Consider the following 23,184-nt stretch of genomic DNA (forward strand, 5'->3'; position numbering starts at 1 on the left):
GACGTGGACGAAGACGCTCAGTTTCGAGGAGGGCGCCCGTGAGAAAGGCGCGAGGCGCCCGCAAGGCGGACAGCGAAGCGGCGGGGGCGGCGCCCCGCGAGCCCGCGCGCGCCAGGCGGCGTCTCGCGCCCGCCGAGCGCACCGGGGAAATCCTCGAGGAGGCGCTGAGGCTCTTCGCCGAGCGGCATTATTCCAACGTCACGATGCGCGACATCGCGGCCGCCTGCGGCGTCAACCAGGCGCTGATCTACCATTACTTCGAGAGCAAGGAGGATCTATTCCGCCGCGCGCTGGGCTTCGCGATCGAGCAGCTCCACGACGGCTATGCGGCCGTGCGCGCCGCCGCCGCGGATCCGCGCGCCGAGATCATGTCGTGGCTCGACATGCATCTCTCGATCGCCCAGACGGTCACGCGGATGACGCAGCTGATGTCCGACCATTCCGCGTCCAGGGACGACAGGACGGGCGCCGGCGCGCTGATCGCCGAGTTCTACGCGTTCGAGCAGGGGCTGCTCGAGGACTGCATCGCCCGCGGCGTCGCGGCCGGACAGTTCAGGGCGGTCGACGTCGCCCGCGCGGCGCGGACCATCAGCCTCCAGCTCGACGGCATCTTCTACGCCTCGTCGAGCCGCGGCGACGGACGCATCGCAGGCGACGTCGCCGATCTGCGCGAGCTCGTCGCGACGCTGCTCGATCCGCCGAAGGCCGGCTGAGCCGCCCGGATCGCGGGCCGCTCGCCTCCCCGCAAGGGCGCCGCGGCGCCTTTACGGCGCGAGCAGGCGCTCGATGTAGTCGAGCTCGTCGCGCGGGCGGTCGGCCTCGCCGAGACGCTTCCGGAGCTCCTCCAGAACGCGCCGCGCCCGCTGGGCGTCGATCTCGCCGGGCACCTTGGTGGTGTCGCCGTCGCTCTCGCGCCGCCGCACGGGGCGGCCGAGCGGATCGTCGTCACGGCCTTCCTCGCCGTTCTGCGCGCCCTGCTGGCCCTCCTGGCCCTGCTGCCCGGGCTGGCCCTGGCCCTGCTGCATCGCCTCGGCCATGGCCTGCGCGCCCTTGCGCATCTGCTCGAGCGCCTTCTGCTGCTGGTCGAGCGCCTCGCCGGTCTGGCCCTGGCCGAGCGACCCTTGAGCCTCGCCCATGCTCTTGCCCGCCTGTCCGAGCGCGTTCTGCCCCGGCTGGTCGGACTCGCCCTGTTGCTCCTCCTGGCCCGCGCCCTGTTCGCCGCCGGGGCGGCGCTGGCGGCCGTCCTGCTCGCCCTCCTGCCGCTCGGCCTGCTGGCCTTCCTGTCCCTGCTCCTGCTCGCCGCTCTGGCCCTGCTCCTTGCGCAGCTGGTCGAGCTTTTCGCGCAGACGCTGCTGTTGCTGGGCGAGGTCCTTCATGGCCTGCTCGCCCTCGGGGTTCTGCTGCTGGCGGCGGTTCTGCTGGCTGCGCTGGTTGCGCTGCTGGCGGTCGTTCTGGCGATACTGCTGGAACGTCTGGTCACGCAGCTTCTGCTGCTCGCGGATCATCTCCTGAAGCTTGTTGAGCTGCTGCTGCTGGGCCTGCTGCTCGGGGCTCGGCTGGCTGCGCTGGGCGTTCTTTAGGTTGTCGAGCATGTTCTTGAGGTCGGCGAGCGCCTGCTTGGCGGCGTCCTTCGCGCCGTCCTTGGCGAGCTTCTCCATCTTGTCGATCATGTCGCGCAGGTCCTGCGGACGGATCTCCTTGCCGCGCTGGCCCTGCTGGGCCTGTTGCTGCTGCTGGGCGTTCGGATCGCGGCGCTGCTGCTCGGCCATCTCCTTCATGAACTTCTCGAGCGCGGCCCGGAGATCCTGCGTGAGCTTCTTGATCTCCTCCTCGGAGGCGCCCCTCTCCAGCGCCTCGCGCAGCTTCTGTTCGGCGGCGCGCAGCTCGCGTTCGGCGTCCGGCAGGTCGCCGTCCTCGATGCGGAGCGCGATCTCCCAGAGATAGTCGGCCGCCGCGCGCAGCTCGTCGTCGGACTTTGCGATCTCGAGCCGGCGATAGGCGGTGGTGACGCCGAGATAGACCGCGGCGTCGGTGGTGAACTGCTCGGGATAGAGGTTGAGCGCCCGAAGCGCCGAGAGCACGCGCGGCTTGGCGTTGGCGTCGAGCGCGAGAGTGCGGCGCTGCTCCACGAGCGCGCGCGCGAGCGGCTTGGTGAAGTCGCGCGCCGGAAGCTTGATCTCGTGTGGCTTCGAAAGCCCCTCCTGCCCGGCCTCGTCGCGGGCCGCGAGCGTCATCACGGCGTCCGCGCCGGCGAAGGGATGCTCCATGACGTCGAGCGGCGTCTCGGCCTTGCCTTCCTTGGCGCGGGCGCGCGGCAGGCCGAGCGCGACCTTGGGGGCCTCGTAGAGCGGCCGGCGCGCGCCGGCCGCGTCCTCGCCCGGCGTGTAGCCGCGGGCGTAGCGGGGCGTCTTCGGCAAGATCTGCGGCTTCAGCTCGAAGCGCGCCTCGGCGCCGGCGACGCCATAGTCGTCCTTGACCTCATAGGCGAGGGTGGCGGTGCCGCGCGCGTTCATCTGCGGCGGCCGCGTCAGCTCGATGGAGGGCGTCCGGTCGGGGATCACCGTGAAGCGCCAGACGCGGTCGGGCGCGCCGGCCGCCATCACGCGCGCCTCGGCGTCGGCCGTCAGCTTGAAGCGGCGCTCGACCACGCCTTCGGGCGGGCGGCCCGGCGTCTCGACCGGCTCGGCCCCGCCCTTGGCCTCCACCGCGACCGCGCCGCCGGAACCGCGGATCACGAGCGTGGCGTTCGCCGGCACGGACACGACGTCGGAGCCGGGCTCGGCGGGAAGCGCCGCGGCGCGCTCCTCGGGGCGCGGCTCGCCGGCGCCGGCCGCGCGGGCGGTGAGGAACACGGGCGGGCGGCCCGTATAACCGGGCGGCGCCACCCAGGCGTCGAGCCGCGCGGGCGGAACGTCGGCGGCGGGCGAGGTCCAATCGAAGGCCGCAGCCACGCGCGCGCCGCGGTCGGAGCCGGCGACCGCGAAGGCCGCGACCAGCACGAGGCCGACGAGGAAGCGCAGCGCGTAAGGATCGCGCGCGGCGAGCCGGGGCGCGGGCGCGCCGACCTTGAGGCGGCCGGCCTCGCGCCGCATGCGGTCGCGATGCGCGGCCCACAGCGCGCGGGTCATCGGGTCTTCGCCCGCGACCGAGGCGAGCTCGTCGTCAAGGCTCGTCGCGGGCCGGTGCGCGACGCCGGTCGCGCGGTCGACGCGGCCGAGCGCGGCGCGCCGGTCGGGAACGACCGAGCGGATGAGGGGGGCGAGCGCCGTCAGCAACGCGAACAGGAAGAGCGCCACGCCGACGATGCGGCCCCACGGCGGCAGCGCGTCCCACAGGCCGAACCAGGAGACCGCGAGGAAAAGGGCGACGACGATCGAACCCGCGGCGAGCCAGGGCCAGGCGCCTTCCCACATCAGCGCGAGCCGCGCCCGAGCGATCGCCCGCTCGACCAGCGGGCGGGCTCCGGCGTCGTCCCGGCGATGTTCGGTGTCGCGGCTCTCGGTCAAAGCCCGGCCTCCTTCGGGCGGTCCGCCCGACGCTTTACGCAGCAGAGGCTAGCATGGACGACGCGCATGGCCACCTTTGGGCGGAGGCGCGCCGTCACCGGCTCGTGATCGCGACCGCTCCGGCGCTCAGCGCGCCTCGCCCTGGCGCATGGGCATCGTGTCGACGAGGTCGGTGAGGCGCGCGGCCTCGACGGGCTCCGCCGAACGCAGCTTCTCGCCGCCGTCCTTGCCGACGAGCACGACGGCGAAGGCGTCGTCGGCGACGCCGTAAGTCTTGCGGAGGTCCTGCGCGTTGAGCGTCGCAGGCGCGCGGCCGCCGGACAGCGGCGAGACCTGGCGCCTGGTCACGACGAAGACCGGCATGTCGCGGTCTTCGAGCGTCGCGCGCGCGGCCGCGAGCCGTTTCAGCTGGTCGGCGGCTTCGGGCTGGTCGCGCTCCGGCGCGAACACGATCACGGGTCGCGACTTCCAGAGATAGGCGTCGAGCCCCGCGGCGAAGGCGGGGGCGGCGAAGGCGGCGACGAGGGCCGCGGCGGCGAGGAGCGGTCTCATGAGAGACGAACTGGCGCCCGGCGGCAGGCCGTCAAGCGGGCTCGCGCCGCGGTGATCGGAGAGGGCGCCGCCCGCTCCGATCTCGTGGTCCTCCTCCGCCCGGGCGGAGGAGGGGGCCACCCGCAAGGTGGCGCAGGACACGAGCGGCGCCGTCGGACGCCGCTCCTCAGCCTCAGGCGCCGAGCAGCGCCTCGAACTTCTTGGCGACCGCCGAGCCCATCTCGGTCGTGCCGACCTTGGTCATGCCCTCCGACCAGATGTCGCCGGTGCGCAGGCCTTCGCCGAGCGTCTCGGAGATCGCCTTGTCGAGGAGGTCGGCGACGTCGGGTTTGCCGAGCGAATATTTCAGCGCCATCGCGAGGCTCGCGATCATGGCGAGCGGGTTCGCGATCCCCTTGCCCGCGATGTCGGGCGCCGAGCCGTGCACCGGCTCGTAGAGCGACTTGCGGCGGCCGTTCTCGTCCTCGGCGCCGAGCGAGGCCGAGGGCAGCATGCCGAGCGAGCCGGTCAGCATCGAGGCGACGTCGGAAAGGATGTCGCCGAACAGATTGTCGGTGACGATGACGTCAAACTCCTTGGGCGCGCGAACGAGCTGCATGCCGAGCGCGTCGGCGAGCATGTGGTCGAGCTTGACGTCCTCGTAGCCGCCCGACTTGTGGATCGCGGTGACCACCTGGTTCCAGAGAAGGCCCGACTTCATGACGTTGCGTTTCTCGGCCGAGGTGACGCGGCCGCCGCGCACGCGCGCGAGCTCGAACGCGACCTTGGCGATGCGCTCGATCTCGTAGGTCTCGTAGACCTGGGTGTCGACGGCGCGCTTCTGGCCGTTCGGAAGGTCGGTGATCTCCTTCGGCTCGCCGAAATAGACGCCCCCGGTGAGCTCGCGCACGATCATCAGGTCGAGGCCGTCGACGAGCTCGCGCTTGAGCGCGGAGGAATCCGCGAGCGCCGGGTAGCAGATCGCCGGGCGAAGATTGGCGAAGAGCTCGAGATCCTTGCGCAGGCGCAGCAGGCCGGCTTCCGGGCGGTGCTCATAGGGCACGCCGTCCCACTTCGGACCGCCGACCGCGCCGAGCAGCACGGCGTCGGCGGCCTTGGCCTTCTCGACGTCGCCGTCCGAAACCGCCACGCCGTGCGCGTCATAGGCCGCGCCGCCGACCAGGCCCTCGTCGATCGAGAGCGAAAGCACGCCGCGGGCCTCGATGACGGCGAGAACCCGACGGACCTCCGCCATCACCTCCGGGCCGATGCCGTCGCCGGGGAGCAGCAGGATGTTCTGGGTGGCCATTGGGGTCCTCGCGCGTCTTCTTGAATGTCGCGGGCGCGTCTTAGGCGGGGCGGGCATGGATTGGCAAGCGGCGCCCGGCGCGGCCATAGTGACAGTCCGATCACCAGCGCCGAGGGGCGGTATGGAGACCTTGCAGCCTTCTCCGATCGCCGCGGCGCGACGACCGGAGGCGCCGGCGCGGATCGGGCGGATCGCGGGGGCTGCGGCCTTCGTCGTCGCCGGGGTTCCGTTCGGCGTCGCGCTGGCGCTTTGGCGTTCGGGGCAGCCCTGGGGCCAACCATGGATCGGAGCAGGCTTTCGCCTCGTTCTCGAGCACGCCGCGTTCTTCGCGGTCTGCGCGGCCGTCGCCATGGCTATGGAGCTTGCGTCTGATTTCTCCGCCTTCCGCCGACGTCTCCGGCGGCGGGCGATCGTCGCGTTGAAGCGGAGGCCATGGCTGCTCCACCTGCTGATCTGGGGCCCGCTCGCGACGCTGGCGCTGGTCGGAGGCGAGATCGAGTTCTGGCGCGCCGTGCTGGCGGTCGCCATCGCCGCCGCGGTCCTGATCCACGCCGCCATCCTGCGGAGCTTCGCGGACGGGTTCGGCCTTGGAGGCAAGCTGTTCGCCCTGGCCTTCGGCGCCGGCTTCGCCTGGTTCCTGCATGGCTGATGTCGCCGCCGCCAGCGGCCGCGGCCCCGCGCTCAAGGCGCGCCGGAGCCGCGAGGTCGTCGCGATGGCGGCCGTGGCCGCGCTCGCGCCGGTCCTCGCCGCCTTCGTCGGCGTGGCTGTCGAGGGGACGCCATGGGCGGAGCTCGGGGGAGCGGCCTATGTCCGGCTGAGCGGCGCCGGCGTTCCGCTCGCCATCTTCGTCATGGCGATGATCGCGACGCATGAGGTGGTCGGCGATCCCACGCGGCTCGCCGTCGCGCGCCGCCGCCGGGCGGCGGCCCGATGGGCGAAACGCAAAAGGCGGCTCGCCTATTTCGTCACGGCGCCGCTCGTCATCGCGCTGTTCGTCTTCGGCGCCTTTGCGGCCCTGCCTTTCGCGGCGCTGGTCGCGCTCTTCCTGCTCGCGACCGCGGCCCTCGCCGCCGCGCTCGTCGCTCTCGCCGCCCGACCCCGCGCGGCGTCCCTCCCGGCGGCGGCCGTCGCCGGGATCGTCTGTTGCAGGCTGTGGACCGACGCCTTCGACGCGGCCGTGCGGCTCGTCGGCTGACGGCCGCCCTCAGATGAACCGGCCGCCGCGCTGCAGCACCTCGATCTTATAGCCGTCCGGGTCGGAGATGAAGAAGAAGCGGGCGAAGGGCTTGCCGTCGCGCTCCATGGTTTTGAGCCGGTTGGGGTTCAGCCCGGCGTCAGTGACGCGCTGGTGCTCGGCCTCGAGGTCGTCGACCGACAGCGCCAGATGGCCGTAGCCGTTTCCGAGATCGTAGGGCTCGGAGCGGTCGGCGTTGACGGTCAGCTCGAGCTCGAAGCCGGTTTCGGCGTTGCGGAGATAGATCAGCGTGAAACCCTCGAACGGGTAGCGGTCGGCGACCTTCAGGCCGAACGCCGTCTCGTAGAAGGCGAGCGAGCGCGCCTCGTCGGTCACGCGGATCATCGAATGGATCATCTTGGCCATGGCGGCGCTCCCTGAAACTCGGCGGGGCTAAATGGAGCGCGGCGCAGCGTGTTCGAGGCGCGACGCGCAAAGTTCCCTCCTCCGCAGCGGGGGAAGGGGCGGCCGACGTCGGGCGTTCCGCCAAAACAAAAGGCCCCGGCGTTTCCGCCGGGGCCTCGGTTCAGGCGTCTCCAACCCGAGGGCCGGAGCGGTCCCTGATCACTCGCGGTTGCCGAACAGCGACAGCAGCGCGGTGAACAGGTTGATGAAGTTGAGGTAGAGCGACAGCGCGCCGAGGATGGCCTTGCGGCTCATCGTGCCGTCGTCGTCCATCTCGTAGTACATTTCCTTAATGCGCTGCGTGTCATAGGCGGTCAGGCCCGAGAAGATGACCACGCCGAGCACCGACACGACGAACTGGACCATCGAGGACTGGAAGAACAGGTTCACCAGGCTCGCGATGACGATGCCGAACAGGCCCATCACCAGGAACGAGCCCATGCCCGTCAGGTCTTTCTTGGTCGTGTAGCCCCAGAGGCTGAGCGCGCCGAACGCCGCCGCGGTGATGAAGAACACTCGCCCGATCGACGCCCCGGTGTAGACCAGGAAGATCGACGACAGCGACAGGCCCATCAGGCCGGCGAAGACGTAGAAGGCGATCTGGCCGCCCGCCGCGCTCATCTTGTGGAGGCGCGCGGAGAGGAAGAACACCATGGCGAGCGGGGCGAGCAGCACCACCCACTTCAGCGGGCTCGTGTAGAGCATCACGCCGAACGGCGTGAGGTTCATACCGCGCGCCACCGCGCCGGTCGGCTCGGACGACACGGCGAGCATGAACGCGCCGATCGCCGCGAGGCCGGTGATGGCCAGGCCGATCGACATGTAATTGTAGACGCTCAGCATGTACGACCGGAGGCCCTGGTCGATCTCCATGCTCGGCGCCGACGTCTGGCCGTAGGTTCGGCCGAGAGCGTTGCGATTGTAGTCCGACATTGATCGTCGTCCCTTCGGAACAGGTTACCGTCAGGTCCGCCGGATCACGGCGTTCCATTGGTTGAGAACGATATGGGATGGGGCCCGTAGCGCACAAGTTCGCGAGCGGTCGCAGGTTCTGACATCTTCGTCAGATGGAGCGTGACGACGCCCGAGGGTTAACGTCCCCTCTTCGACTTGCGCGGACGCGGCTCCACGTCGAGCCAGGCGCCCCTGGCGAGGCGGGCGACGAGGCGGCGGAGGAAGCGCGGCTCCACCGCCACGCAGCCTGCGGTCGGCGAGAAGCCGGGGCGGGCGGCGTGGAGGAAGATGGCAGAGCCTCGGCCGGGCGTGGCGGGGCGGTCGTTCCAGCCGAGCTCGACCACGAGGTCGTAGAGCCCGTCGTCGCGCCACAGGGTCTCGTGCGATGCGGAAAACGGCAATGTAATCAATCGATTGTACCGGCGGTGACCGGGCGCGTCGCACCAGCCGTCGGTGGTCCGGATGGTTCGCGTGTCGAGGCCCGAGGGCGGCCGCGGGCCGCGGTCTGCGCGGCGGAAGAGGCGGCGCAAGGCGAGGCGGCCGCGCGGCGTTCCGCCATCCCCCTCGCGCTTCGTCGTGACCGTTCCGGCGGGCCCGAGCGCGCAAGGGAACGCCATGCCGCCGGCCTCCAGGCGACCGCGCGCGCGGTCGCCGGCGCGGGGCCGGACGATGACCCTTTCGATGCGCTTTTTGCGGACGAAAGTTCGCCTGAAGGGCGTTTTGGGCATGAAACGCGTCCCGAAACGCGCCTTGCCGAACGGGCGGCGCCTGTCTAGTTCACGACTGCCGGCTGCACTGGGCCGGCTTCCAAGAGACGTTGAATGGCCACCAAGCGCAAGATCCTTGTCGTCGAAGACGACGCCGACCTCCGTACCGAACTCGTCGAGCAGCTCGACCTCCACGAAGAATTCGAGCCCGCCCAGGCGGGGTCGGCCCAGCCCGCCATCGCTCACGTCCGCGGCGAGCATGTCGACCTGATCATCATGGACGTCGGACTTCCCGACATGGACGGCCGCGAGGCCGTGAAGGTGATGCGCCGCGACGGCTATCGCGGACCGGTCATCATGCTCACGGGGCAGGATTCGGACGCCGACACGATTCTCGGCCTCGAGGCCGGCGCGAACGACTACGTGGCCAAGCCCGTGCGATTCGCGGTCCTTCTCGCACGCATCCGCGCCCAGCTTCGCAGCCACGAGGCGAGCGAGGACGCGATCTTCACGATCGGGCCGTACACGTTCAAGCCGGGCGGCAAGGTGCTCGTCACCGACAAGAACGCCAAGATCCGCCTGACCGAGAAGGAGACCGCGATCCTGCGCTTCCTCTATCGGGCCGGATCGTCGGTGGTGGGGAGAGAAACTCTTCTTCAGGAAGTCTGGGGTTACAATTCGGGCGTGACCACGCATACGCTCGAGACCCACGTCTATCGTCTTCGCCAGAAGATCGAGGCGGATCCGTCCAACGCGCGGCTGCTGGTCACGGAGGCCGGAGGATATAAGCTCGTTCCATAGGGGACGACTTATCCAGTTGCGTAGCGGGGGCGCGTGGCGCTCGAGGACGACATCAGGACGTTGAGCGAGACGCCGCTGCTCGACCAGCTCGGCCGGGACGCGCAGCGGCTCATCGCGTTTTCGGCGGACCGGGTGCGGCTCGCCGAGGGCGACGAGCTGTTTCGCGAGGGCGAGCGGGCCGACTGCGGCTATGTGGTCGCGTCAGGCTCGCTGAGGCTCGTGCGTCCGGGCGGCGAGATCACGGTCGGCCGCTCGACGCTCGTGGGCGAGCTTGCGCTCATCGCCGACGTCTCCCGTCCGGCGACTGCCGTCGCCGTCGAGCCGACCGAGGTGCTGCGAATCGCCCGCGGCCTGTTCGCGCGGCTGTTCGACGAATATCCCGACCTCGCCCGCAACCTTCACGCCCGGCTCGCGCAGCGGCTGAAGGCGAACGTCGCGGAGCTCAAGTCGATCGAGGCGCTGCTGCGCCGCTGAGGAACGCGGCGGCGTCATGCCCGCGTCGTCGCGGGTATCCACGACGTTGGCGTAGAGTTCGACGTCCCCTAGAAAGTCGTGGACGCCCGGCCGCCGCCGGGCATGACGGCTGCGCTGACCGGATGTCCCCAGCCCTAATTGTCCTCGTCGGAATCGTCGCCCGACGAGGAGTCGTCCTCGTCGCCGCTCGCCGCCGCCGGCTTGCCTTCGGCGCGCTGGAACATGCGGTACTCGTGCTCGCGGTCGTCGAGCGTGACCTTCAGCGTAAAACCCTCGATGCCGGTGACGAGCCAGCCGTCGACCTGGTCGCCGAGCCGCAGCCGCTCGATCTCGCCGCCGTTCTCCACGATCGCGACCGCGCCCTCGGGACCCTCGACGACGCCCGCAAGCTTCAGCTCCGGCGCCGCCGCGGGCGCGCGCTCGGGCGGGGGCGGAGGAGGCGGCGGGGGAGGGGCTTCGGCGACCGCGGGCGGCGGCGCGGGACGGCGCCGCGAGGGCGTGAACAGCGGCGCGTCCCGAAAGCCCGCGAGAGAGCCCTTGTCGAGGCCGGCGAGCGGATTGAGCGCGGCGATGTCGGGCGACGGCGCGGAAGCCGGCGCTTCCGTCCCGGCCTCGTCCCGCGCGGCGGCGGGTTCGTCGGCCTCTTCGGCGCGCTCCCGCGAGGGCGCCTCGGCCGCGCGCGGCTCCCGGCCGTCGGCCGCGGCGGGCGGCTCCTGCGGCTCGACGCCCTCCGGCCCGTCGGAATTCTGCGCGGCGGCGGCGACGGCGAGCATCGCGCCGGCGCCCGCAAGGACGAGAAGGAGAGGGGCGCGCCTCATGAGGGAAGCTTCCTGTGGCCGCGCGCGACCAGACTGACCCGAAGCGTCGGGTCCTCGTCGGCGGCGTCAGCCTCGGCGTCGAGCCGCCGGGCCTCCAGCCGCTCGATGGTGAGCAGCGGCAGGCGGGTCTCGAGGCCGTAGAGCATCTCGAGCAGGCCGTCATTGGTCACGTCGAAGGTCACGCGCAGCTCCACCCGCCCGTCGTCGGGCGCGTCGGCGTCGCGCACGGAGCCGGGCTCCTGCGTCTCGATCAGGCGGCCCGAGGCCTCGCCGACGGCGTCGGTCAGGAGCTTCTGCAGCTCGGCGCGCGCGATCTCGACGCCGTCGCCCGGCAGATAGATCGAGGAGGCGTCGAGCCCCGATCCGGCGCTCTCGCGGATGCGGGCGGCGCGCAGCTCGAGCGCCGCGACGGTCGCCTCCTGCTGGTCGGCGAGCGCCTCGGTCTCGCTCGCCTGCAGGAAGGTCACGGCCGCGAAGATCAGCGCGCCGAGCGGCAGCGCGACCGCGAGCGCGCCGGTGACGACCCGGCGGATCGGACGCGGTTCGGCGCTCACGGGCGGGGATCCTGGAACGGAGATGAGGAGGGCGCGGGCGCGCGCCCGGCGGCGGAGGCGTCGGCGGTGCGCGCGCCGTCGGGCCGCACCCGCGCGGCGAGGATCTCGAACAGGTCGCGCCCGTCCGGCGCGCGCGTCACCGGGGCGGCGAAGCGGGTCTCGCGGGTGAGGCCGCTCGCCTCGAGCTTGGCGATCAGCCCCGGCGAGGCCGAGGAGGAGCCGGCGATGCGGATCCGGCCCTCGTCGATCTCGAGGTCGCGCAGCGCGGTGTCGGCCGGCACGGCGCGGGCGAGCCGGTCGATCAGCGTCGTCATCGCGTCGTCGGGGCGCTTGGCCTTGATGAGCGCGGCCTCGTGGGAGCCGGCGCCGGCGCCGGCCGCCGCCGCGAGCGTCGCCCGGGCCCTGTTCTGGCGATGCTCGATGTCGGCGAGGCGCGTTTCGGCGGCGTAGGAGGCGTAGAGCGAGAGCCCGAGCGCCGGGACGACGACCGCGGCCACGATCGCGGCGGCGAACGCCACCGTGCGCCGGGCGCGGATCTGCGCGGTGTCGCGCGCGCCGCGCCAGAGGTCGATCTCGAGCGGCTGGTCGAGAGGCTCGGACGCGGAGCCGATCGAGGTCGGCTCGAGGCCGCGCGCCGACGCCTTGGCGAGCCAGCGGTCGGCGATGTCGCGCGATGTCGCGGCGAGGTCGACCGACAGCTCGCCCGATTCGGTTTCGCCCGAGACCCGGTAGCCGTAGAGCGCGCGGTCGGGCGACCAGGGGATCAGCCGTTCGAGCCGGTGCTCGACGATCGGGTCCAGATAGTCGCGGCCGGCCGCCGGCAGCGCGAGCGTGCGCATCAGGACGGTTTCGGCGGGAAGGCGAAGCTCGGTCGGCTGGCCGCCGCGCTTGCGCGCGCCTGCCGGCAGCCGCTTGGGCGCGCCGTTCGCCGGAACCTCATAGAGCGTGAGCTCGTCGCCCTCGGCCAGGGCCACAAGGCGGTCGCGCGCGCCGGCCCGCGCCGCGAGCGGCTGGGCGAGCGCCACGAGGTCGTCCACCGCCGTCCTGAATACGCCCTGGAGCGACATGCGACCCGAACCTTCGCCTCAACCGGCTGTCACGCGATTTCGGCCGCGAGCCTTATCCGCCGCCGACCCGCGGTCAATCCGCGGCGGGGCAGTCTAACCCGTCGTCCGCAACACTTCAGAGATGGTGGTCATTCCGCGGCCGGCTTTCGCCACGCCGTCCTCCAGCATGGTGGTGAGGCCGCCCTTGCGGGCCGCGGCCAGCATCGCGGTCGGATCCGGGTTCTCGCGGATCATGCTGCGGACGTGGTCGTCCACCCGCATCACCTCGAACACGCCGACGCGGCCGCGATAGCCGGTCTGGCCGCAGGCCGCGCAGCCCTGCGCGGCGAAGAAGCGCGCCATCGGGTCGATGCGGAAGCCGCGCTCCTCGGCGAGCGCGCGCGCCGTCTCGGCCTCGCGCGCGTCCTCGCGCTTGCAGCGCTCGCAGAGCCGGCGCACGAGGCGCTGGCCGAGCACGCCGCGCAGCGCCGAGGCGATGAGATAGCTCTCGACCCCCATGTCCGCGAGGCGCACCACCGAATCGGTCGCCGAATTGGTGTGGAGCGTCGTCAGCACGAGATGGCCGGTGAGCGCGGCCTGCGCGCCGACCGCGGCGGTCTCGGCGTCGCGCATTTCGCCCACCATGATGACGTCGGGGTCGTGGCGCAGGAACGAGCGCAGCGCGGTCGCGAAGGTGAGCCCGATCGACGGCTTGATCTGGGTCTGGTGGACGCCCGGGATCTGGTACTCGATCGGGTCCTCGACGGTCACGATCTTGCGCGTCGGGTCGTTCAGCACCTGCATCGCGGTCGCAAGCGTCGTGGTCTTGCCCGAGCCCGTCGGCCCGGTGACGATGACGATGCCATGGGGCTCGGCGAGCAGCGACTTGAAGGCCGCGAGATCGCGCCCGCCGAGGCCGATGCGCTCGAATTCGAGCAGGCGCGAATCCTTCAAGAGGATGCGCAGCACGGCCGTCTCGCCATACATGGTCGGCATGGTGGCGACGCGCAGATCCGCCTCGTTGCGGCCGATGAACACGTTGGCGCGCCCGTCCTGCGGCAGGCGGCGCTCGGCGATGTCGAGATTGGCGAGGATTTTTACGCGCGAGATGACCGCGGCGGCGAGGTGCCGGGGGGCGGTCTGCTCGGTGCGCAGATGGCCGTCGACGCGAAGCCGCACGCGCAGCTCGTCGCGGCCGGTCTCGATGTGGATGTCGGTGGCGCCGAGGTCGATCGCCCGCTCCATGAGCTGGTCGACGAGCCGCACCACCGGCGCGCCGCGCGCAAGATCCTTCAGCGCCTCGACGGTGTCGGCCGCGGCGGCGGCGTCCGCGCCCTGCGCCGCATGGCCCGCGGCGTCTGGCGTCGCCCGCTCGAACAGCAGGTCGATCTCCTCGAAGGAGACGATCACGAGCCGCGGCGCGCCTCCGAGCGCGAGCCGGACGGCCGGCAGATGCTCGCCGGTCGGGTCCGCGACCGCGATCGCGACGGCGCCGTCGAGCTCGAACGGATAGGCGAAGGCCTCGCGCAGGAAGTTGCGCGACAGCCCCTCGATGCGCGGGCGGGCGGCGGCGACCTCCGCGAAGCTCATGCGCTGCACGCGGTGGAGCCCGGCGAGCGCTTCGGCGAGGTCGGGCGCCGGGACAGCGCCCGCGCGCCACAGCGCCTCGGCTTCGCCGCTCGCGCGCGCGGCCGAGGCCGGCCGGTCGGCGGGCGCCGGCATGTCGACCAGGAGGCCGAGCCGGTTCAGATGTCCGGCGAGTTCTGTCGGTGGCGGCGTCGGTGCGTTCATGTCCGGCGTCTGTGGGACCGGGACGGAGCGGGTCCGGGCCGGGACAGCATATCGCGAAGAGCTTAATCGACAAAAACGAACGCGCGCCGGGCTGGCCGGCGCGCGTCGAAGGATGTGATCGGAGGCCGGTCAGGCGTTGGGTTTGTTGACGCCTTGCGTGTCGGCGTCGTTCGGGCAGTGGGGGTGGCCGGCGAGGTCGTCGAAGGTGAGCTTGTCGGTCGGGTTCGAGGGCGCGAGCTTCAGGAGCTTGCGGGTGCGCCAGGCGGTCGAGTGGTCGGCGCAGGCGGTGTCGCCCGACAGGCCGAGCCCGCCGATCGCCTTGTCGCCGTCATAGAGGCCGACGCCGCCGCCGAACGTGATCGTGCCGCCGACGCGCTTGCCGATCAGCGGATCCTGCGCGGTGCCGAACTTGTCGTAATTGCCGTCATAGACCGTCGCGCCGTCGAGCGGATTGCCGGCCGCAAGGCCGAACAGCGGATTGCCGCCGCTCGGGCTGCCCTGAACCCACGGATAGAGCTGAGCGGTGGAGAGCGGCGCGCCGTCCTGGCTGAGGCCGTTGGCGGTGAACGCCTTGGCGGCCGCGATCTGGCGCGAGAGCAGCCACTGGCTCGCGGTGGTCTCGCCCGAATAGGCGACGGCGCAGACCGCGCCGGTGCGGTCGACCGCCACCGCCCAGTAATGATTGTTGAGGCCGGTCGAGTCCTTCTCGTCGGCCTTGACGAGCGCGGACTTCAGCGCCTCGGGGGTGACCGGGCAGGCGGCTTCGGCGCGGCCCGCGGCGACCGTCGCGGCGAGGCCGACGAGCGCGGCGCAGAACATCTTCTTGTCGAACGTCTTCATGCCAGTGCTCCCTTGGAGATCGGATTTTCGAGATCGGATCCGGAACGCGCGCGTCCGGCCGGTCGGACCCAGGCGTCCGAAGCCGTCGAGCGTTCTTTGCCGGCTCGATCTGCGCGAGCCGGGGACCGAAAAATGCGGTTTGAAATCGGGAACGCGACGCGGATGCGCCGGCATGCGCGTCAAGGACGATCGCCTGCCTGCCAGATACCACCTGAGCGCGACGGGGGCGTCCAAGTCAACGGCGAATTCTGTCCGACCTCAAGATTCCGTTGTCGCGACAGCCAGATGACGACGGTCGACAACTTGGCTGGGCCTGATTTCGTTGGGCGTCTACCGATCCAGATCGTGCTCGAAACTTTGGTCTTAGTTGGTTCCGACCAAGATGCGGCGGGTGTGGCCCTGCGACATCATCATGACGCAGATGACCCCAGCTTGGAATGAGGCGGCGCGCGGGCGGAAAGTTGTCGTGCGGCCGCAATGGCGAACCCCGCCGGGCGCGGCTGCGCCGCAGACGTCTCGTCAGGCCGCTTCCGAGTCGAAACGGCGCCTCGGCGCTGCTCTCGCCGACTTTCGTCGCATCGTTTCTTTCTTTGTTATTAAACGTGTGTCGGAATGTTGTTAATCGCGTTTTCGTCAAGCATTGAAATTATTTCCTGCGCCCGATTATCTCGATTTTACGACGCTGTTTTAACCAAATTCTCGCGCTTCGCCTTGGTTTGACTTTTGCCGTTCCAGCGCTTTCAATGAAATCTTCGCAGCTCGGGGCTGCGTGGTTCGGGGTGTTGGTGATGAATGCGGTGCGTTTCGCGGGCGTCGTTGCGGGCGGACTGGCGTGCCTCGGCATGCTCGTCGGCTGCTCGGCGACCACCGAGGAGGCGGCTCCGCGCTCCTCGCTGATGAACACCGGCCTGTTCACCGATCTCAAGGCGCGCCAGCCGCGATCGGAGCGCTCGGGCCCGCTCGCGATGACCGTCGCGAACTCCGCGACCACCAACATCGTCGCGACCGACGGCCCTGCGGGCTCGGAGGCGACGCTGAAGCCGATGGCCTTCGTGGGCGACGCCGACGAGGGCGGCGCCGTAGGCCAGAGCGAGGCCGGGAACGGCGCGCGCGGCGGCGCCTATCGCCTCAATTTCGAGAATGCGGACGTGCGCGAGGTCGTCCAGGCGGTGCTCGGCGAGACGCTGCGCATCAACTACACCATGACCGAGGACGTCTCGGGCAAGGTCACGATCTCCTCGCCGCGCGCCATGAACAGCCAGGAGCTGCTTTCGGCGCTCGAGGCCTCGCTCAACGCCAACGGCTTCTCGATGACGAAGTCGGCCGGCGGCTACCGCATCGCGCCGACCTCGGTCGGCGGCGGCGTGGTCGACACGCCTTTCGCCACGCAGCCGAGCTATGGCGTCTCGGTCGTGCCGCTGCGCCACGTCTCTGCCGCCACCATGGGCAAGCTCGTCGCGGGCTTCATCACCGAGAACGACGGCCTGCGGGTCGACCAGGCGCGCAACGCCATGGTGGTGCGCGGCCCCGGCTCGAAGCGCCAGGAGGCCATCGAGGCCATCATGTCGTTCGACGCCGACTGGATGCAGAACCAGGCGGTCGGCATCTACGAGGTCCGCCGCGCCGCGCCGGACGCGGTCGTGGCCGAGCTCAACCGCGTGTTCGACGCCGAGAAGGGGGCTTCCGGCGGCGTCATTCAGTTCAAGCCGATCGGGCGCCTGCGCGCCGTGATGGTGGTGAGCAAGAACCCGGCGCTGCTGAAGCGCGCCGAGACCTGGGTGCGCCGTCTCGACCGCGACACCCAGAGCGGCTCCGAGAACGTCTTCGTCTACAAGGCGCGGTACCGCGACTCCAAGGAGCTCGCCCGCATCGTCTCGACCCTGTTCCGGGCCGGCGGCGACGGCGGCCGCGGCGCCTCGGCGAGCACCGGCCAGCGCAGCGCGGGCGCGAGCTCCTCGGCGTTCGACCGCAACGGATCGGAAAGCGGCTCCTCCTCATCGTCGGGCTTCGGCTCCGGCTCCTCGAGCTTCGGCTCGGGCTCGTCGAGCTCTGGCTCCGACGCCGCCCGCGCCTCGCTGCAGGGGCGCGCGGGCGCCGGGCAGCAGTCGGCCTTCAACAACCCGAATTTCGGCGAGCAGACCGAGGGCTCTCAGTCCGGCCAGGAGAGCGGCGGCGACTCGATCGACCTCACCAGCCAGTCGCAGGGCGATCGCGCGAACGTGCTGATCAGCGCCGACCCCGCCAACAACGCCGTGGTGGTCTACGCCGACGGCTACACCTACCAGAAGATCCTCGCCGCGCTCCGCCAGCTCGACAGCGCGCCGCTTCAGGTCGCGATCCAGGCCACCATCGCCGAGGTGACGCTGAACGACGAGATGAAGCAGGGCGTCGAATATTTCGTGAAGTCTCAGAATGTCGGGCTCGGCAACAACAACGGCTCGGTCAGCCTGTTCGGCAGCGCCGCCAACGCGCTCGGCAAGCTCGCGCCGGGCTTCAACATCCTGCTCGGCACCAATTCGAGCCCGGACGTGCTGATCTCCGCGCTCGACCAGGTCACCGACGTCGAGGTGCTGTCCTCGCCCTCGCTCGTCGTCGCCGAGAACCAGCCGGCGAACTTCCAGGTCGGCGACGAGGTGCCGGTCCAGACCCAGTCGCTCGCCACCGCCAACCAGGTGAACCCCAACAACCCCTCGCTGCTGAGCTCGGTCGAGTACAAGGACACGGGCGTGATCCTGAACGTCACGCCGCGCATCGGCTCCAACGACGCCGTCACCATGCAGATCGAGCAGGAAATCTCCTCGGTGCGCGGCGGCAGCGGCGCCAACACGCTGACGCCGACGCTGTCGAAGCGCCGCGTGGCCAGCAACATCTCGGTCACCAGCGGCCAGACGGTGCTGCTCGCCGGCCTCATCTCCAAGCGCGACGAGCGCGGCAAGAACCAGGTGCCGCTGCTCGGCGACCTGCCGGGCGTCGGCGGCCTGTTCGGCCAGCGCTCGCGCCTCAACCAGCGCACCGAGCTCGTCGTCTTCATCCGGCCGACCGTCATCCGCACCGGCGAGGACGCGCAGTCGGTCGCCGAGGAGTTCCGGTCGCGGCTCCTGGTCGCGCGCCCGCCGCAGGGCGCGACGCGGGCCAATTATTCGAAGTGACGCGCCGGCCATGGCGCGCGACGTCATGCTCGAAACCGGGGTCGCGGCCGCCGCGCTCGCTCTGGCGGCGCTGATCGCGTTCGAACCGCGCACCGCCGCGCCGACCGGCGCGCTCGCGCTCTGCCTCGCCGTCATCTGGATCTCCTGGAGCGACGTGCGCGACTTCACGATCCCGGACGGCGCCAATTTCGCGCTGGGCGCGTTAGCGCTCGGCGTCCGCTTCGCCTCCGACGGGTTCTCGTCCGAAACCGCGTTGCTCGCGCTCGGCTCCGGCGCGCTCTGTGGGGCGGCGCTGTGGGGCGTGCGGGAGATCTACTACCGGCTGCGCGGCCATGACGGGCTGGGCTTCGGCGACGTGAAGCTCGCGGCGGCCGCCGGCGTTCTGGTGGGCCCGGCGGGCTTCGCGCTCGCGCTGTTCGCAGCCTCGCTCGCGGGCCTTGCGGTCGCGCTCGCGCTGCGCAGCTCCGCCGAGGCGCGTCTTCCGCTCGGCGCGCTGCTTGCGCCGGCGGTCCTTGCGGTGTGGGGCTCGGGCCTCGAACAGGCCGCGGACCTGCTCGCATGACCGCGGCCGGCTGACCCGCCATGGCGCTGTTCGAATACAAGGCCATCAACCCTGCGGGCCGGATGGTGGCTGGCTCCATGGAGGGGGCCTCGCGCGCGGAAGTGCTGGCCGAACTCGACCGCGCGGGCTTCACGCCCGTCTCGGCCTTCGAGACCGACGGCAAGCCGAAGCGGAGCTGGCGCGAGCAGCTGACGCCCGAGCCCTCGCCCGAGCACATCACCGGCTTCACGCTCGACCTCGCGATGCTGCTGAAGGGCGGCGTGCCGCTCAACCAGGCGCTGATGATCCTGACCCAGATGGAGCGGCGGCGCTGGCTCGTGCGGCTCATCGAGGAGCTTCATCTCGAGATCGCGGGCGGCAAGAGCTTCAGCCAGGCGCTCAGCCTTCACCCGCGCTCCTTCCCGCCGGTCTATGTCCAGACCGTGCAGGTGGCCGAAAGCGCCGGCCGGCTCGAGGAAGCGCTCTCCGACATCGCGACCGAGCGGCAGCGCAACGAGAAGCTGAAGCGCTCCTTCACCTCGGCGATCGCCTATCCGGCCTTCCTGTTCGTCGCGGCGCTCGGCGTGATGTCGTTCGTGCTGCTGTTCGTCATCCCGCAGTTCGAGGGCGCGCTGCAGGGGTTTCGCTCGCGGCTGTCGCCCTCGACCACCTTCGTGTTCGACCTGTCGCGCTGGTTCCGCGACAATGTCGACCTGCTGGTGATCGGCGTCGCGGGCGCGCTCGTGCTCCTGCTGCTCGCAAGCCGCCTGAGCCGCGGCGGCAACCTGTTCGTGCGCCTGTTCTCCCGGCTGCCGTTGACCGGCACGATGCTCAACCACGAGCTCACCGTCACCTTCTGCCGCACGCTCGCGATCCTGCTGGCGAACGGCGTGCCGATCACCAACGCGCTGCGGCTCATCCGCGACATCGTGCGCGTGCCCTCGGCCGCGCTCGCCATCGACGCCGCGATCGCGGACGTGCGGCAAGGCCACCGGCTGTCGGAGGCCTTGTCGCGGCACGCCTTCCTTCCGGCGCATGTGACGCAGATGCTGCGCGTGGGAGAGGAGTCCGGGCGGCTTCCGGACAGCGCGTCGCGGATCTCGAGCTTCTACGAGACGAAGCTCGAGACGAGCCTGCGCCGTCTCGTCGCCGTCATCGGTCCCGTGATGATGATGCTTGTGGCGGCGCTCGTCGGCTGGCTTATCGTGTCGGTGATGACGGCGCTGACGAGCATCAACGATCTTCTGGTGTAGGGTTTTCCGCGCATGACGATTTTCAGGACCCGCCCCGACAGGGCTTCGCGCCGCGACCGCACGGGCGGCTTCACGCTGGTGGAGCTGCTCGTCGTGCTGGTCATCCTCGGGCTCGTGATGAGCCTCGTGGGCCCCCGCGTCCTCGGCTATCTGTCGAGCTCGCGCGAGCGCGCCGCGCGGCTGCAGCTCCAGTCCTTCTCGGCGGCGCTCGACCTCTACTACCTCGACATGGGCCGCTACCCGACGACCTCGGAGGGGCTCCAGTCGCTGGTGAAGGCCCCGGCCGGCCAGGACAAGTGGGCCGGTCCCTACGTCCAGCAGGGATCCATTCCGATGGACCCGTGGGGCAACGCGTACGAATACCGCACGCCCGGCCGCACCAAGGCATACGGGATCTCGTCGCTCGGCTCGGACGGCCGCCGCGGAGGCGAAGGTGACGCGGCCGACATCGTCAACGACTGACGGATTACGGTCGGGGCGCGGCGCCCGCGGGGGCTTCGCGCTCATCGAACTGATGCTCGCGCTCGCGCTGATCGCGCTGGTGGCGACGCTGGCGCTGCCGCGGGCGCGCCCGTTCGACGGCGGCGCCGCGCTCCGCACCAAGGCCTACGAGGCCGCGGCTCTCCTGCGCAAGGACCGCGACGCCGCGCGCCGGCTCGACAAGGAGGTGGCGAGCGTCGTCGATTTCGGCCGCCGCCGCGTCGCCTCCGGGGCGGGCGCCGAGACGGTGTGGATGCCGACCGCGATCGGCATGCGGCTCTCCGCCGACCGCTTCTCCGGATTCCGCTTCTTTCCCGACGGCCGCTCGAGCGGCGGCGAGCTGACGCTCGACGCCGGCGGCGGGCGGCGGCTGAAGCTCACCGTCGACCGCCTCACCTCCGCGGTCGAGATCCGCGCCGACGACAGGCGCGCGCAATGACGCGCGGCGGCGCCCGGGCGGGCTTCACGCTGATCGAGACGCTGGTGGCGCTCGTCGTGCTCGCGGTCGTGATGGTCGTGACGGTGCGCGGCTTCGTGACCGCGCGGCTCGGGCTCGACCGCGCCCAGTCGACGCTTGCGGCCGAGGCGGTGGCGCGCTCGCTCGTCGAGACCGAGCTCGACCGGCTCGCCGCCGCGCCCGGCGTGCGGACCGGCGAGACCGACGGCTTGGCCTGGACGGTTTCGACCGAGCCGATCGTCCTGCCGCTGCAGGCCGCGCCGCCGCCGAAGGCCGGGGCCGCCGCGGGCGGGGAAGGGGCCGGCGGCGATGATCCGCAGGCCGCGCGCAAGCAGGCCGAGGAGGCCGCGCGCTGGAAGCCGATGCGCGTCGTCGTGTCGGTCGCGAACGGGCGCGGGCGCCCGCTCACGATCGAGACGCTTCACCTGACGAAGGTGGAGTAGATGGGCGCGCGGGCGGACGGCCGGGGGCCGCGACGTTCCGGCGGGGGCTGTCCAGGCTCGGGCCGCGACGGGTTCCTGCTGGTCGAGGCGCTGTCGGCGCTCGCGATCTCGGCGCTGCTGATCGCGGCGCTGCTCGCCTTCACGGGCATGCTGCGCCGCTCCGCCGACCGCACCGCCTTCCGGGTCGAGACCATGGAGGTCGCCGGCCGCACCGTCTGGACCGTCGCGAGCGAGCTTCGGCAGACGAGCCGCCAGCGCTGGGCCCCGGAGGAGCGGACGGCTGGCGGCGCGACGCCGACCCGGGCCGCTGCACAGCCGGGCGGAGCGAGCCCGAACGCGCGCCCTCGCCCGGGCTCGAACGAGGAGGACGACGGCGGCCCGCAGACGGGCGGCCGATCGAACGCCGATCCCCGCCAGTCGCCGGACGGCGAGCAGCAGGCGGCCGAAAAGGAGCCCGACCGCAACTTCGTGTTCTCGGGCACCCCGGAGCGGGTGCTGTTCGCGCTGACGCCGGAGCTCGCGACCGGGCTTCGGGCCCCGGTCCTCGTGGTCTACCAGGTCGACGCCTCGGGCGCGGTGCTGCGCGCGGAGGGCGCGATCGGCCCGGAGGCCAAGGGGCCGGACGCCGTTCGCCTCGGCCCCGTGGCGCGCGTGGCCCCGGGGCCGGAGCGGATCCGCTTCGCCTATGTGGACAAGGACCAGAACGGCGAAGAGGTGATCCTCGACGCCTGGACCGACCGGCGCCGCATGCCGGCCGCGGTGCGGATCGACCGCTCCGACATCGCGACCGGCCGGCCGCTCGGCTCGCTGCGCGTGCCGATCCTGCTGTCGGGCGAGCCGGGCTGCGCCGATCCCGAAAAGCGCTTCTGCAGCCGCGTCGACCGCGACCAGTCCGGCGGGGCGGGAGGCGCGACGCAGCCGGGCCGCCCTGCGGCCGGGCGGCAAGGCTCCGACGGAGAGCCGATGTGAGGCGCGGCGGCCGCGACGGCTTCATTCTCGTTTCCGTGCTCGTCTCGCTGATCGTGCTCGGCGGGCTGGCGGCCGCGGTCGCCTATCTGACGCGCACCGCCGTGGTGGGCGCGGCCTCGGCGCGCGAAGCGCTTGTGATCGACGCGCTGATGCAGTCGGGCCTCGAGCTCGCAGGCTACGAGCTGTTCTCGCTGCGCCGACCGGCCGAGCTCGTGAACGGCCAGCGCATCCGCCTCAACGACGGGGTGGTGACGCTGTTCGCCGCCTCGGAAGCCGGCAAAATTGATCTCAACGGCGCGCCGCCGGAGCTGCTCGCGGCGCTCTGGACCGCGATCGGCGCGCCCGGTATGCGGCCCGAGACCTTCGCGGCCCGGGTGATCGACTATCGCGACCTCGACGACGAACCCTCCGACAATGGCGGGGCGGAGATCCCGCAATATTCCGCCGCCGGGCCCAACCGGCTGCCCGCCAACGCGCCGTTCGAGCGGATCGACGAGCTTCAGAACGTGCTCGACGTCACCCCGGCGCAGGTGCGGCAGCTGCGGCCTTACCTCACCGTGCACAATCCCGACGGCAAGATCGCGGTGCTCGAGGCGAGCGTCGCGACGCTTCGGCTCATTCCCGGCGGGGCCCGGCTCGCCGACCAGATCCCCGCCCTCAAGGCCGCGGCCCAGACCGAGCGCCAGAACGAGGGCCAGAGCGACGCCGTCGAGCGCCTTCTCGGCGACGCCGCCAAATTCGTGACGGTGGAGAGCGAGCCCAAGGCGTTCACGGTCCGCGTCGAGGCCGAGCGCGGCGGGTCGCGCCGCGCGGTGGACTTCGTGCTGACGGCCTCGCGGGCGCCCGACGCGCTCTATTTCGTCACCGACCGCATCGAGCGCCGGCCCGGGCGCTGAACGTTATGCGGGCGTCACGCCGCGC

Annotated in this window: 24 protein-coding genes; 13 read left to right on the forward strand and 11 right to left on the reverse strand. The window is 71.4% G+C overall.

The window, feature by feature from the left end:
- Positions 1–38 precede the first annotated feature (38 nt).
- On the forward strand, positions 39–713 hold the full coding sequence (locus tag ACFOWB_RS09455) for a TetR/AcrR family transcriptional regulator (protein ID WP_261405170.1): 675 nt from the start codon (positions 39–41) through the stop codon (positions 711–713).
- A gap of 51 nt (positions 714–764) precedes the next feature.
- Here ACFOWB_RS09455 and ACFOWB_RS09460 read toward each other — a convergent pair whose 3' ends face one another.
- The 3 genes from ACFOWB_RS09460 to leuB all read right to left on the reverse strand — a co-directional run bounded on the left by ACFOWB_RS09460 (position 765) and on the right by leuB (position 5,346).
- Positions 765–3,506, reverse strand: coding sequence for a TIGR02302 family protein (locus ACFOWB_RS09460; protein ID WP_378146957.1), 2,742 nt, complete (start codon positions 3,504–3,506; stop codon positions 765–767).
- A 126-nt stretch (positions 3,507–3,632) separates the two neighbouring features.
- Complete coding sequence (locus ACFOWB_RS09465; protein WP_261405168.1) at positions 3,633–4,058, reverse strand: DUF4174 domain-containing protein; 426 nt, start codon at positions 4,056–4,058, stop codon at positions 3,633–3,635.
- Positions 4,059–4,230: 172 nt separating this feature from the next.
- A complete protein-coding gene (leuB, locus tag ACFOWB_RS09470) occupies positions 4,231–5,346 on the reverse strand; it encodes a 3-isopropylmalate dehydrogenase (protein ID WP_261405167.1) in 1,116 nt (371 codons plus the stop codon).
- A gap of 130 nt (positions 5,347–5,476) precedes the next feature.
- Between leuB and ACFOWB_RS09475 the strand changes: the two genes are divergently transcribed.
- Both ACFOWB_RS09475 and ACFOWB_RS09480 read left to right on the forward strand, forming a co-directional pair.
- Positions 5,477–5,995 carry a hypothetical protein gene (locus tag ACFOWB_RS09475; protein WP_378146960.1) on the forward strand — a complete coding sequence of 173 codons (519 nt, stop codon included), beginning with the start codon at positions 5,477–5,479 and terminating at the stop codon, positions 5,993–5,995.
- A complete protein-coding gene (locus ACFOWB_RS09480; protein ID WP_261405165.1) occupies positions 5,988–6,542 on the forward strand; it encodes a hypothetical protein in 555 nt (184 codons plus the stop codon). Before ACFOWB_RS09475 ends, ACFOWB_RS09480 begins: the two co-directional genes overlap by 8 nt.
- Positions 6,543–6,551: 9 nt before the next feature.
- Here the strand turns inward: ACFOWB_RS09480 and ACFOWB_RS09485 are convergent, their stop codons facing one another.
- The 3 genes from ACFOWB_RS09485 to ACFOWB_RS09495 form a co-directional block, all read right to left on the reverse strand.
- Positions 6,552–6,947, reverse strand: a complete 396-nt coding sequence (locus tag ACFOWB_RS09485) for a VOC family protein (protein ID WP_261405164.1) — start codon at positions 6,945–6,947, stop codon at positions 6,552–6,554.
- Between the two features lie 198 nt (positions 6,948–7,145).
- Positions 7,146–7,919, reverse strand: a complete 774-nt coding sequence (locus ACFOWB_RS09490; RefSeq protein WP_261405163.1) for a Bax inhibitor-1/YccA family protein — start codon at positions 7,917–7,919, stop codon at positions 7,146–7,148.
- Between the two features lie 158 nt (positions 7,920–8,077).
- Entirely contained in the window at positions 8,078–8,557 is a 480-nt protein-coding gene (locus tag ACFOWB_RS09495) for a L,D-transpeptidase family protein (RefSeq protein ID WP_378146964.1), read from the reverse strand.
- 204 nt (positions 8,558–8,761) lie between these two features.
- Between ACFOWB_RS09495 and ACFOWB_RS09500 the strand changes: the two genes are divergently transcribed.
- Positions 8,762–9,448 (forward strand): response regulator transcription factor, encoded by a 687-nt coding sequence (locus ACFOWB_RS09500; RefSeq protein WP_378146966.1) that lies wholly within the window; start codon positions 8,762–8,764, stop codon positions 9,446–9,448.
- 33 nt (positions 9,449–9,481) lie between these two features.
- Positions 9,482–9,922 (forward strand): cyclic nucleotide-binding domain-containing protein, encoded by a 441-nt coding sequence (locus tag ACFOWB_RS09505; RefSeq protein WP_261405162.1) that lies wholly within the window; start codon positions 9,482–9,484, stop codon positions 9,920–9,922.
- Between the two features lie 134 nt (positions 9,923–10,056).
- On the opposite strand, the gene ACFOWB_RS09510 is transcribed toward ACFOWB_RS09505, so the two are convergent.
- The 5 genes from ACFOWB_RS09510 to ACFOWB_RS09530 form a co-directional block, all read right to left on the reverse strand.
- Positions 10,057–10,740: a hypothetical protein gene (locus tag ACFOWB_RS09510; RefSeq protein ID WP_378146969.1), complete on the reverse strand. Its 684-nt coding sequence runs from the start codon at positions 10,738–10,740 to the stop codon at positions 10,057–10,059.
- Positions 10,737–11,294 carry a type II secretion system protein GspM gene (gspM, locus tag ACFOWB_RS09515; RefSeq protein ID WP_378146971.1) on the reverse strand — a complete coding sequence of 186 codons (558 nt, stop codon included), beginning with the start codon at positions 11,292–11,294 and terminating at the stop codon, positions 10,737–10,739. Before gspM ends, ACFOWB_RS09510 begins: the two co-directional genes overlap by 4 nt.
- A complete protein-coding gene (locus ACFOWB_RS09520) occupies positions 11,291–12,361 on the reverse strand; it encodes a PilN domain-containing protein (protein WP_378146973.1) in 1,071 nt (356 codons plus the stop codon). Before ACFOWB_RS09520 ends, gspM begins: the two co-directional genes overlap by 4 nt.
- 93 nt (positions 12,362–12,454) lie before the next feature.
- Entirely contained in the window at positions 12,455–14,131 is a 1,677-nt protein-coding gene (locus ACFOWB_RS09525; RefSeq protein ID WP_261405156.1) for a GspE/PulE family protein, read from the reverse strand.
- A 129-nt stretch (positions 14,132–14,260) separates the two neighbouring features.
- On the reverse strand, positions 14,261–14,971 hold the full coding sequence (locus ACFOWB_RS09530; protein WP_261405155.1) for a heme-binding protein: 711 nt from the start codon (positions 14,969–14,971) through the stop codon (positions 14,261–14,263).
- A gap of 743 nt (positions 14,972–15,714) precedes the next feature.
- Between ACFOWB_RS09530 and gspD the strand changes: the two genes are divergently transcribed.
- The 8 genes from gspD to ACFOWB_RS09570 are packed head-to-tail and all read left to right on the forward strand — an operon-like array spanning position 15,715 to position 23,159.
- On the forward strand, positions 15,715–18,120 hold the full coding sequence (gene gspD, locus ACFOWB_RS09535) for a type II secretion system secretin GspD (protein WP_261405154.1): 2,406 nt from the start codon (positions 15,715–15,717) through the stop codon (positions 18,118–18,120).
- A gap of 10 nt (positions 18,121–18,130) precedes the next feature.
- Positions 18,131–18,682: a prepilin peptidase gene (locus ACFOWB_RS09540; protein ID WP_261405153.1), complete on the forward strand. Its 552-nt coding sequence runs from the start codon at positions 18,131–18,133 to the stop codon at positions 18,680–18,682.
- 20 nt (positions 18,683–18,702) lie between these two features.
- Positions 18,703–19,914, forward strand: a complete 1,212-nt coding sequence (locus tag ACFOWB_RS09545) for a type II secretion system F family protein (protein ID WP_261405152.1) — start codon at positions 18,703–18,705, stop codon at positions 19,912–19,914.
- Between the two features lie 12 nt (positions 19,915–19,926).
- Entirely contained in the window at positions 19,927–20,376 is a 450-nt protein-coding gene (gene gspG, locus ACFOWB_RS09550) for a type II secretion system major pseudopilin GspG (RefSeq protein WP_261405151.1), read from the forward strand.
- Positions 20,348–20,833, forward strand: a complete 486-nt coding sequence (locus ACFOWB_RS09555) for a prepilin-type N-terminal cleavage/methylation domain-containing protein (protein WP_378146977.1) — start codon at positions 20,348–20,350, stop codon at positions 20,831–20,833. The genes gspG and ACFOWB_RS09555 overlap by 29 nt, the downstream gene beginning before the upstream one ends.
- Positions 20,830–21,294, forward strand: coding sequence for a prepilin-type N-terminal cleavage/methylation domain-containing protein (locus ACFOWB_RS09560; RefSeq protein WP_261405149.1), 465 nt, complete (start codon positions 20,830–20,832; stop codon positions 21,292–21,294). Before ACFOWB_RS09555 ends, ACFOWB_RS09560 begins: the two co-directional genes overlap by 4 nt.
- On the forward strand, positions 21,295–22,263 hold the full coding sequence (locus ACFOWB_RS09565; RefSeq protein WP_261405148.1) for a hypothetical protein: 969 nt from the start codon (positions 21,295–21,297) through the stop codon (positions 22,261–22,263).
- The gene (locus ACFOWB_RS09570; protein ID WP_378146980.1) at positions 22,260–23,159 is read left to right on the forward strand and encodes a type II secretion system minor pseudopilin; all 900 of its coding nucleotides are present in this window, start codon (positions 22,260–22,262) and stop codon (positions 23,157–23,159) included. The genes ACFOWB_RS09565 and ACFOWB_RS09570 overlap by 4 nt, the downstream gene beginning before the upstream one ends.
- The last annotated feature ends 25 nt before the right edge of the window (positions 23,160–23,184 follow it).

This window comes from Chenggangzhangella methanolivorans (genome assembly GCF_042648545.1).
GTDB lineage: Bacteria > Pseudomonadota > Alphaproteobacteria > Rhizobiales > Methylopilaceae > Methylopila > Methylopila methanolivorans.

Coding starts and splice junctions, on each gene's coding strand:
- ACFOWB_RS09465 (WP_261405168.1), bottom strand. CDS start 4,058: ATGAGACCGCTCCTCGCCGCCGCGGCCCTCGTCGCCGCCTTCGCCGCC.
- leuB (WP_261405167.1), bottom strand. CDS start 5,346: ATGGCCACCCAGAACATCCTGCTGCTCCCCGGCGACGGCATCGGCCCG.
- ACFOWB_RS09480 (WP_261405165.1), top strand. CDS start 5,988: ATGGCTGATGTCGCCGCCGCCAGCGGCCGCGGCCCCGCGCTCAAGGCG.
- ACFOWB_RS09485 (WP_261405164.1), bottom strand. CDS start 6,947: ATGGCCAAGATGATCCATTCGATGATCCGCGTGACCGACGAGGCGCGC.
- ACFOWB_RS09490 (WP_261405163.1), bottom strand. CDS start 7,919: ATGTCGGACTACAATCGCAACGCTCTCGGCCGAACCTACGGCCAGACG.
- ACFOWB_RS09495 (WP_378146964.1), bottom strand. CDS start 8,557: ATGGCGTTCCCTTGCGCGCTCGGGCCCGCCGGAACGGTCACGACGAAG.
- ACFOWB_RS09500 (WP_378146966.1), top strand. CDS start 8,762: ATGGCCACCAAGCGCAAGATCCTTGTCGTCGAAGACGACGCCGACCTC.
- ACFOWB_RS09510 (WP_378146969.1), bottom strand. CDS start 10,740: ATGAGGCGCGCCCCTCTCCTTCTCGTCCTTGCGGGCGCCGGCGCGATG.
- ACFOWB_RS09520 (WP_378146973.1), bottom strand. CDS start 12,361: ATGTCGCTCCAGGGCGTATTCAGGACGGCGGTGGACGACCTCGTGGCG.
- ACFOWB_RS09525 (WP_261405156.1), bottom strand. CDS start 14,131: ATGAACGCACCGACGCCGCCACCGACAGAACTCGCCGGACATCTGAAC.
- ACFOWB_RS09530 (WP_261405155.1), bottom strand. CDS start 14,971: ATGAAGACGTTCGACAAGAAGATGTTCTGCGCCGCGCTCGTCGGCCTC.
- gspD (WP_261405154.1), top strand. CDS start 15,715: ATGAAATCTTCGCAGCTCGGGGCTGCGTGGTTCGGGGTGTTGGTGATG.
- ACFOWB_RS09540 (WP_261405153.1), top strand. CDS start 18,131: ATGGCGCGCGACGTCATGCTCGAAACCGGGGTCGCGGCCGCCGCGCTC.
- ACFOWB_RS09545 (WP_261405152.1), top strand. CDS start 18,703: ATGGCGCTGTTCGAATACAAGGCCATCAACCCTGCGGGCCGGATGGTG.
- gspG (WP_261405151.1), top strand. CDS start 19,927: ATGACGATTTTCAGGACCCGCCCCGACAGGGCTTCGCGCCGCGACCGC.
- ACFOWB_RS09560 (WP_261405149.1), top strand. CDS start 20,830: ATGACGCGCGGCGGCGCCCGGGCGGGCTTCACGCTGATCGAGACGCTG.
- ACFOWB_RS09565 (WP_261405148.1), top strand. CDS start 21,295: ATGGGCGCGCGGGCGGACGGCCGGGGGCCGCGACGTTCCGGCGGGGGC.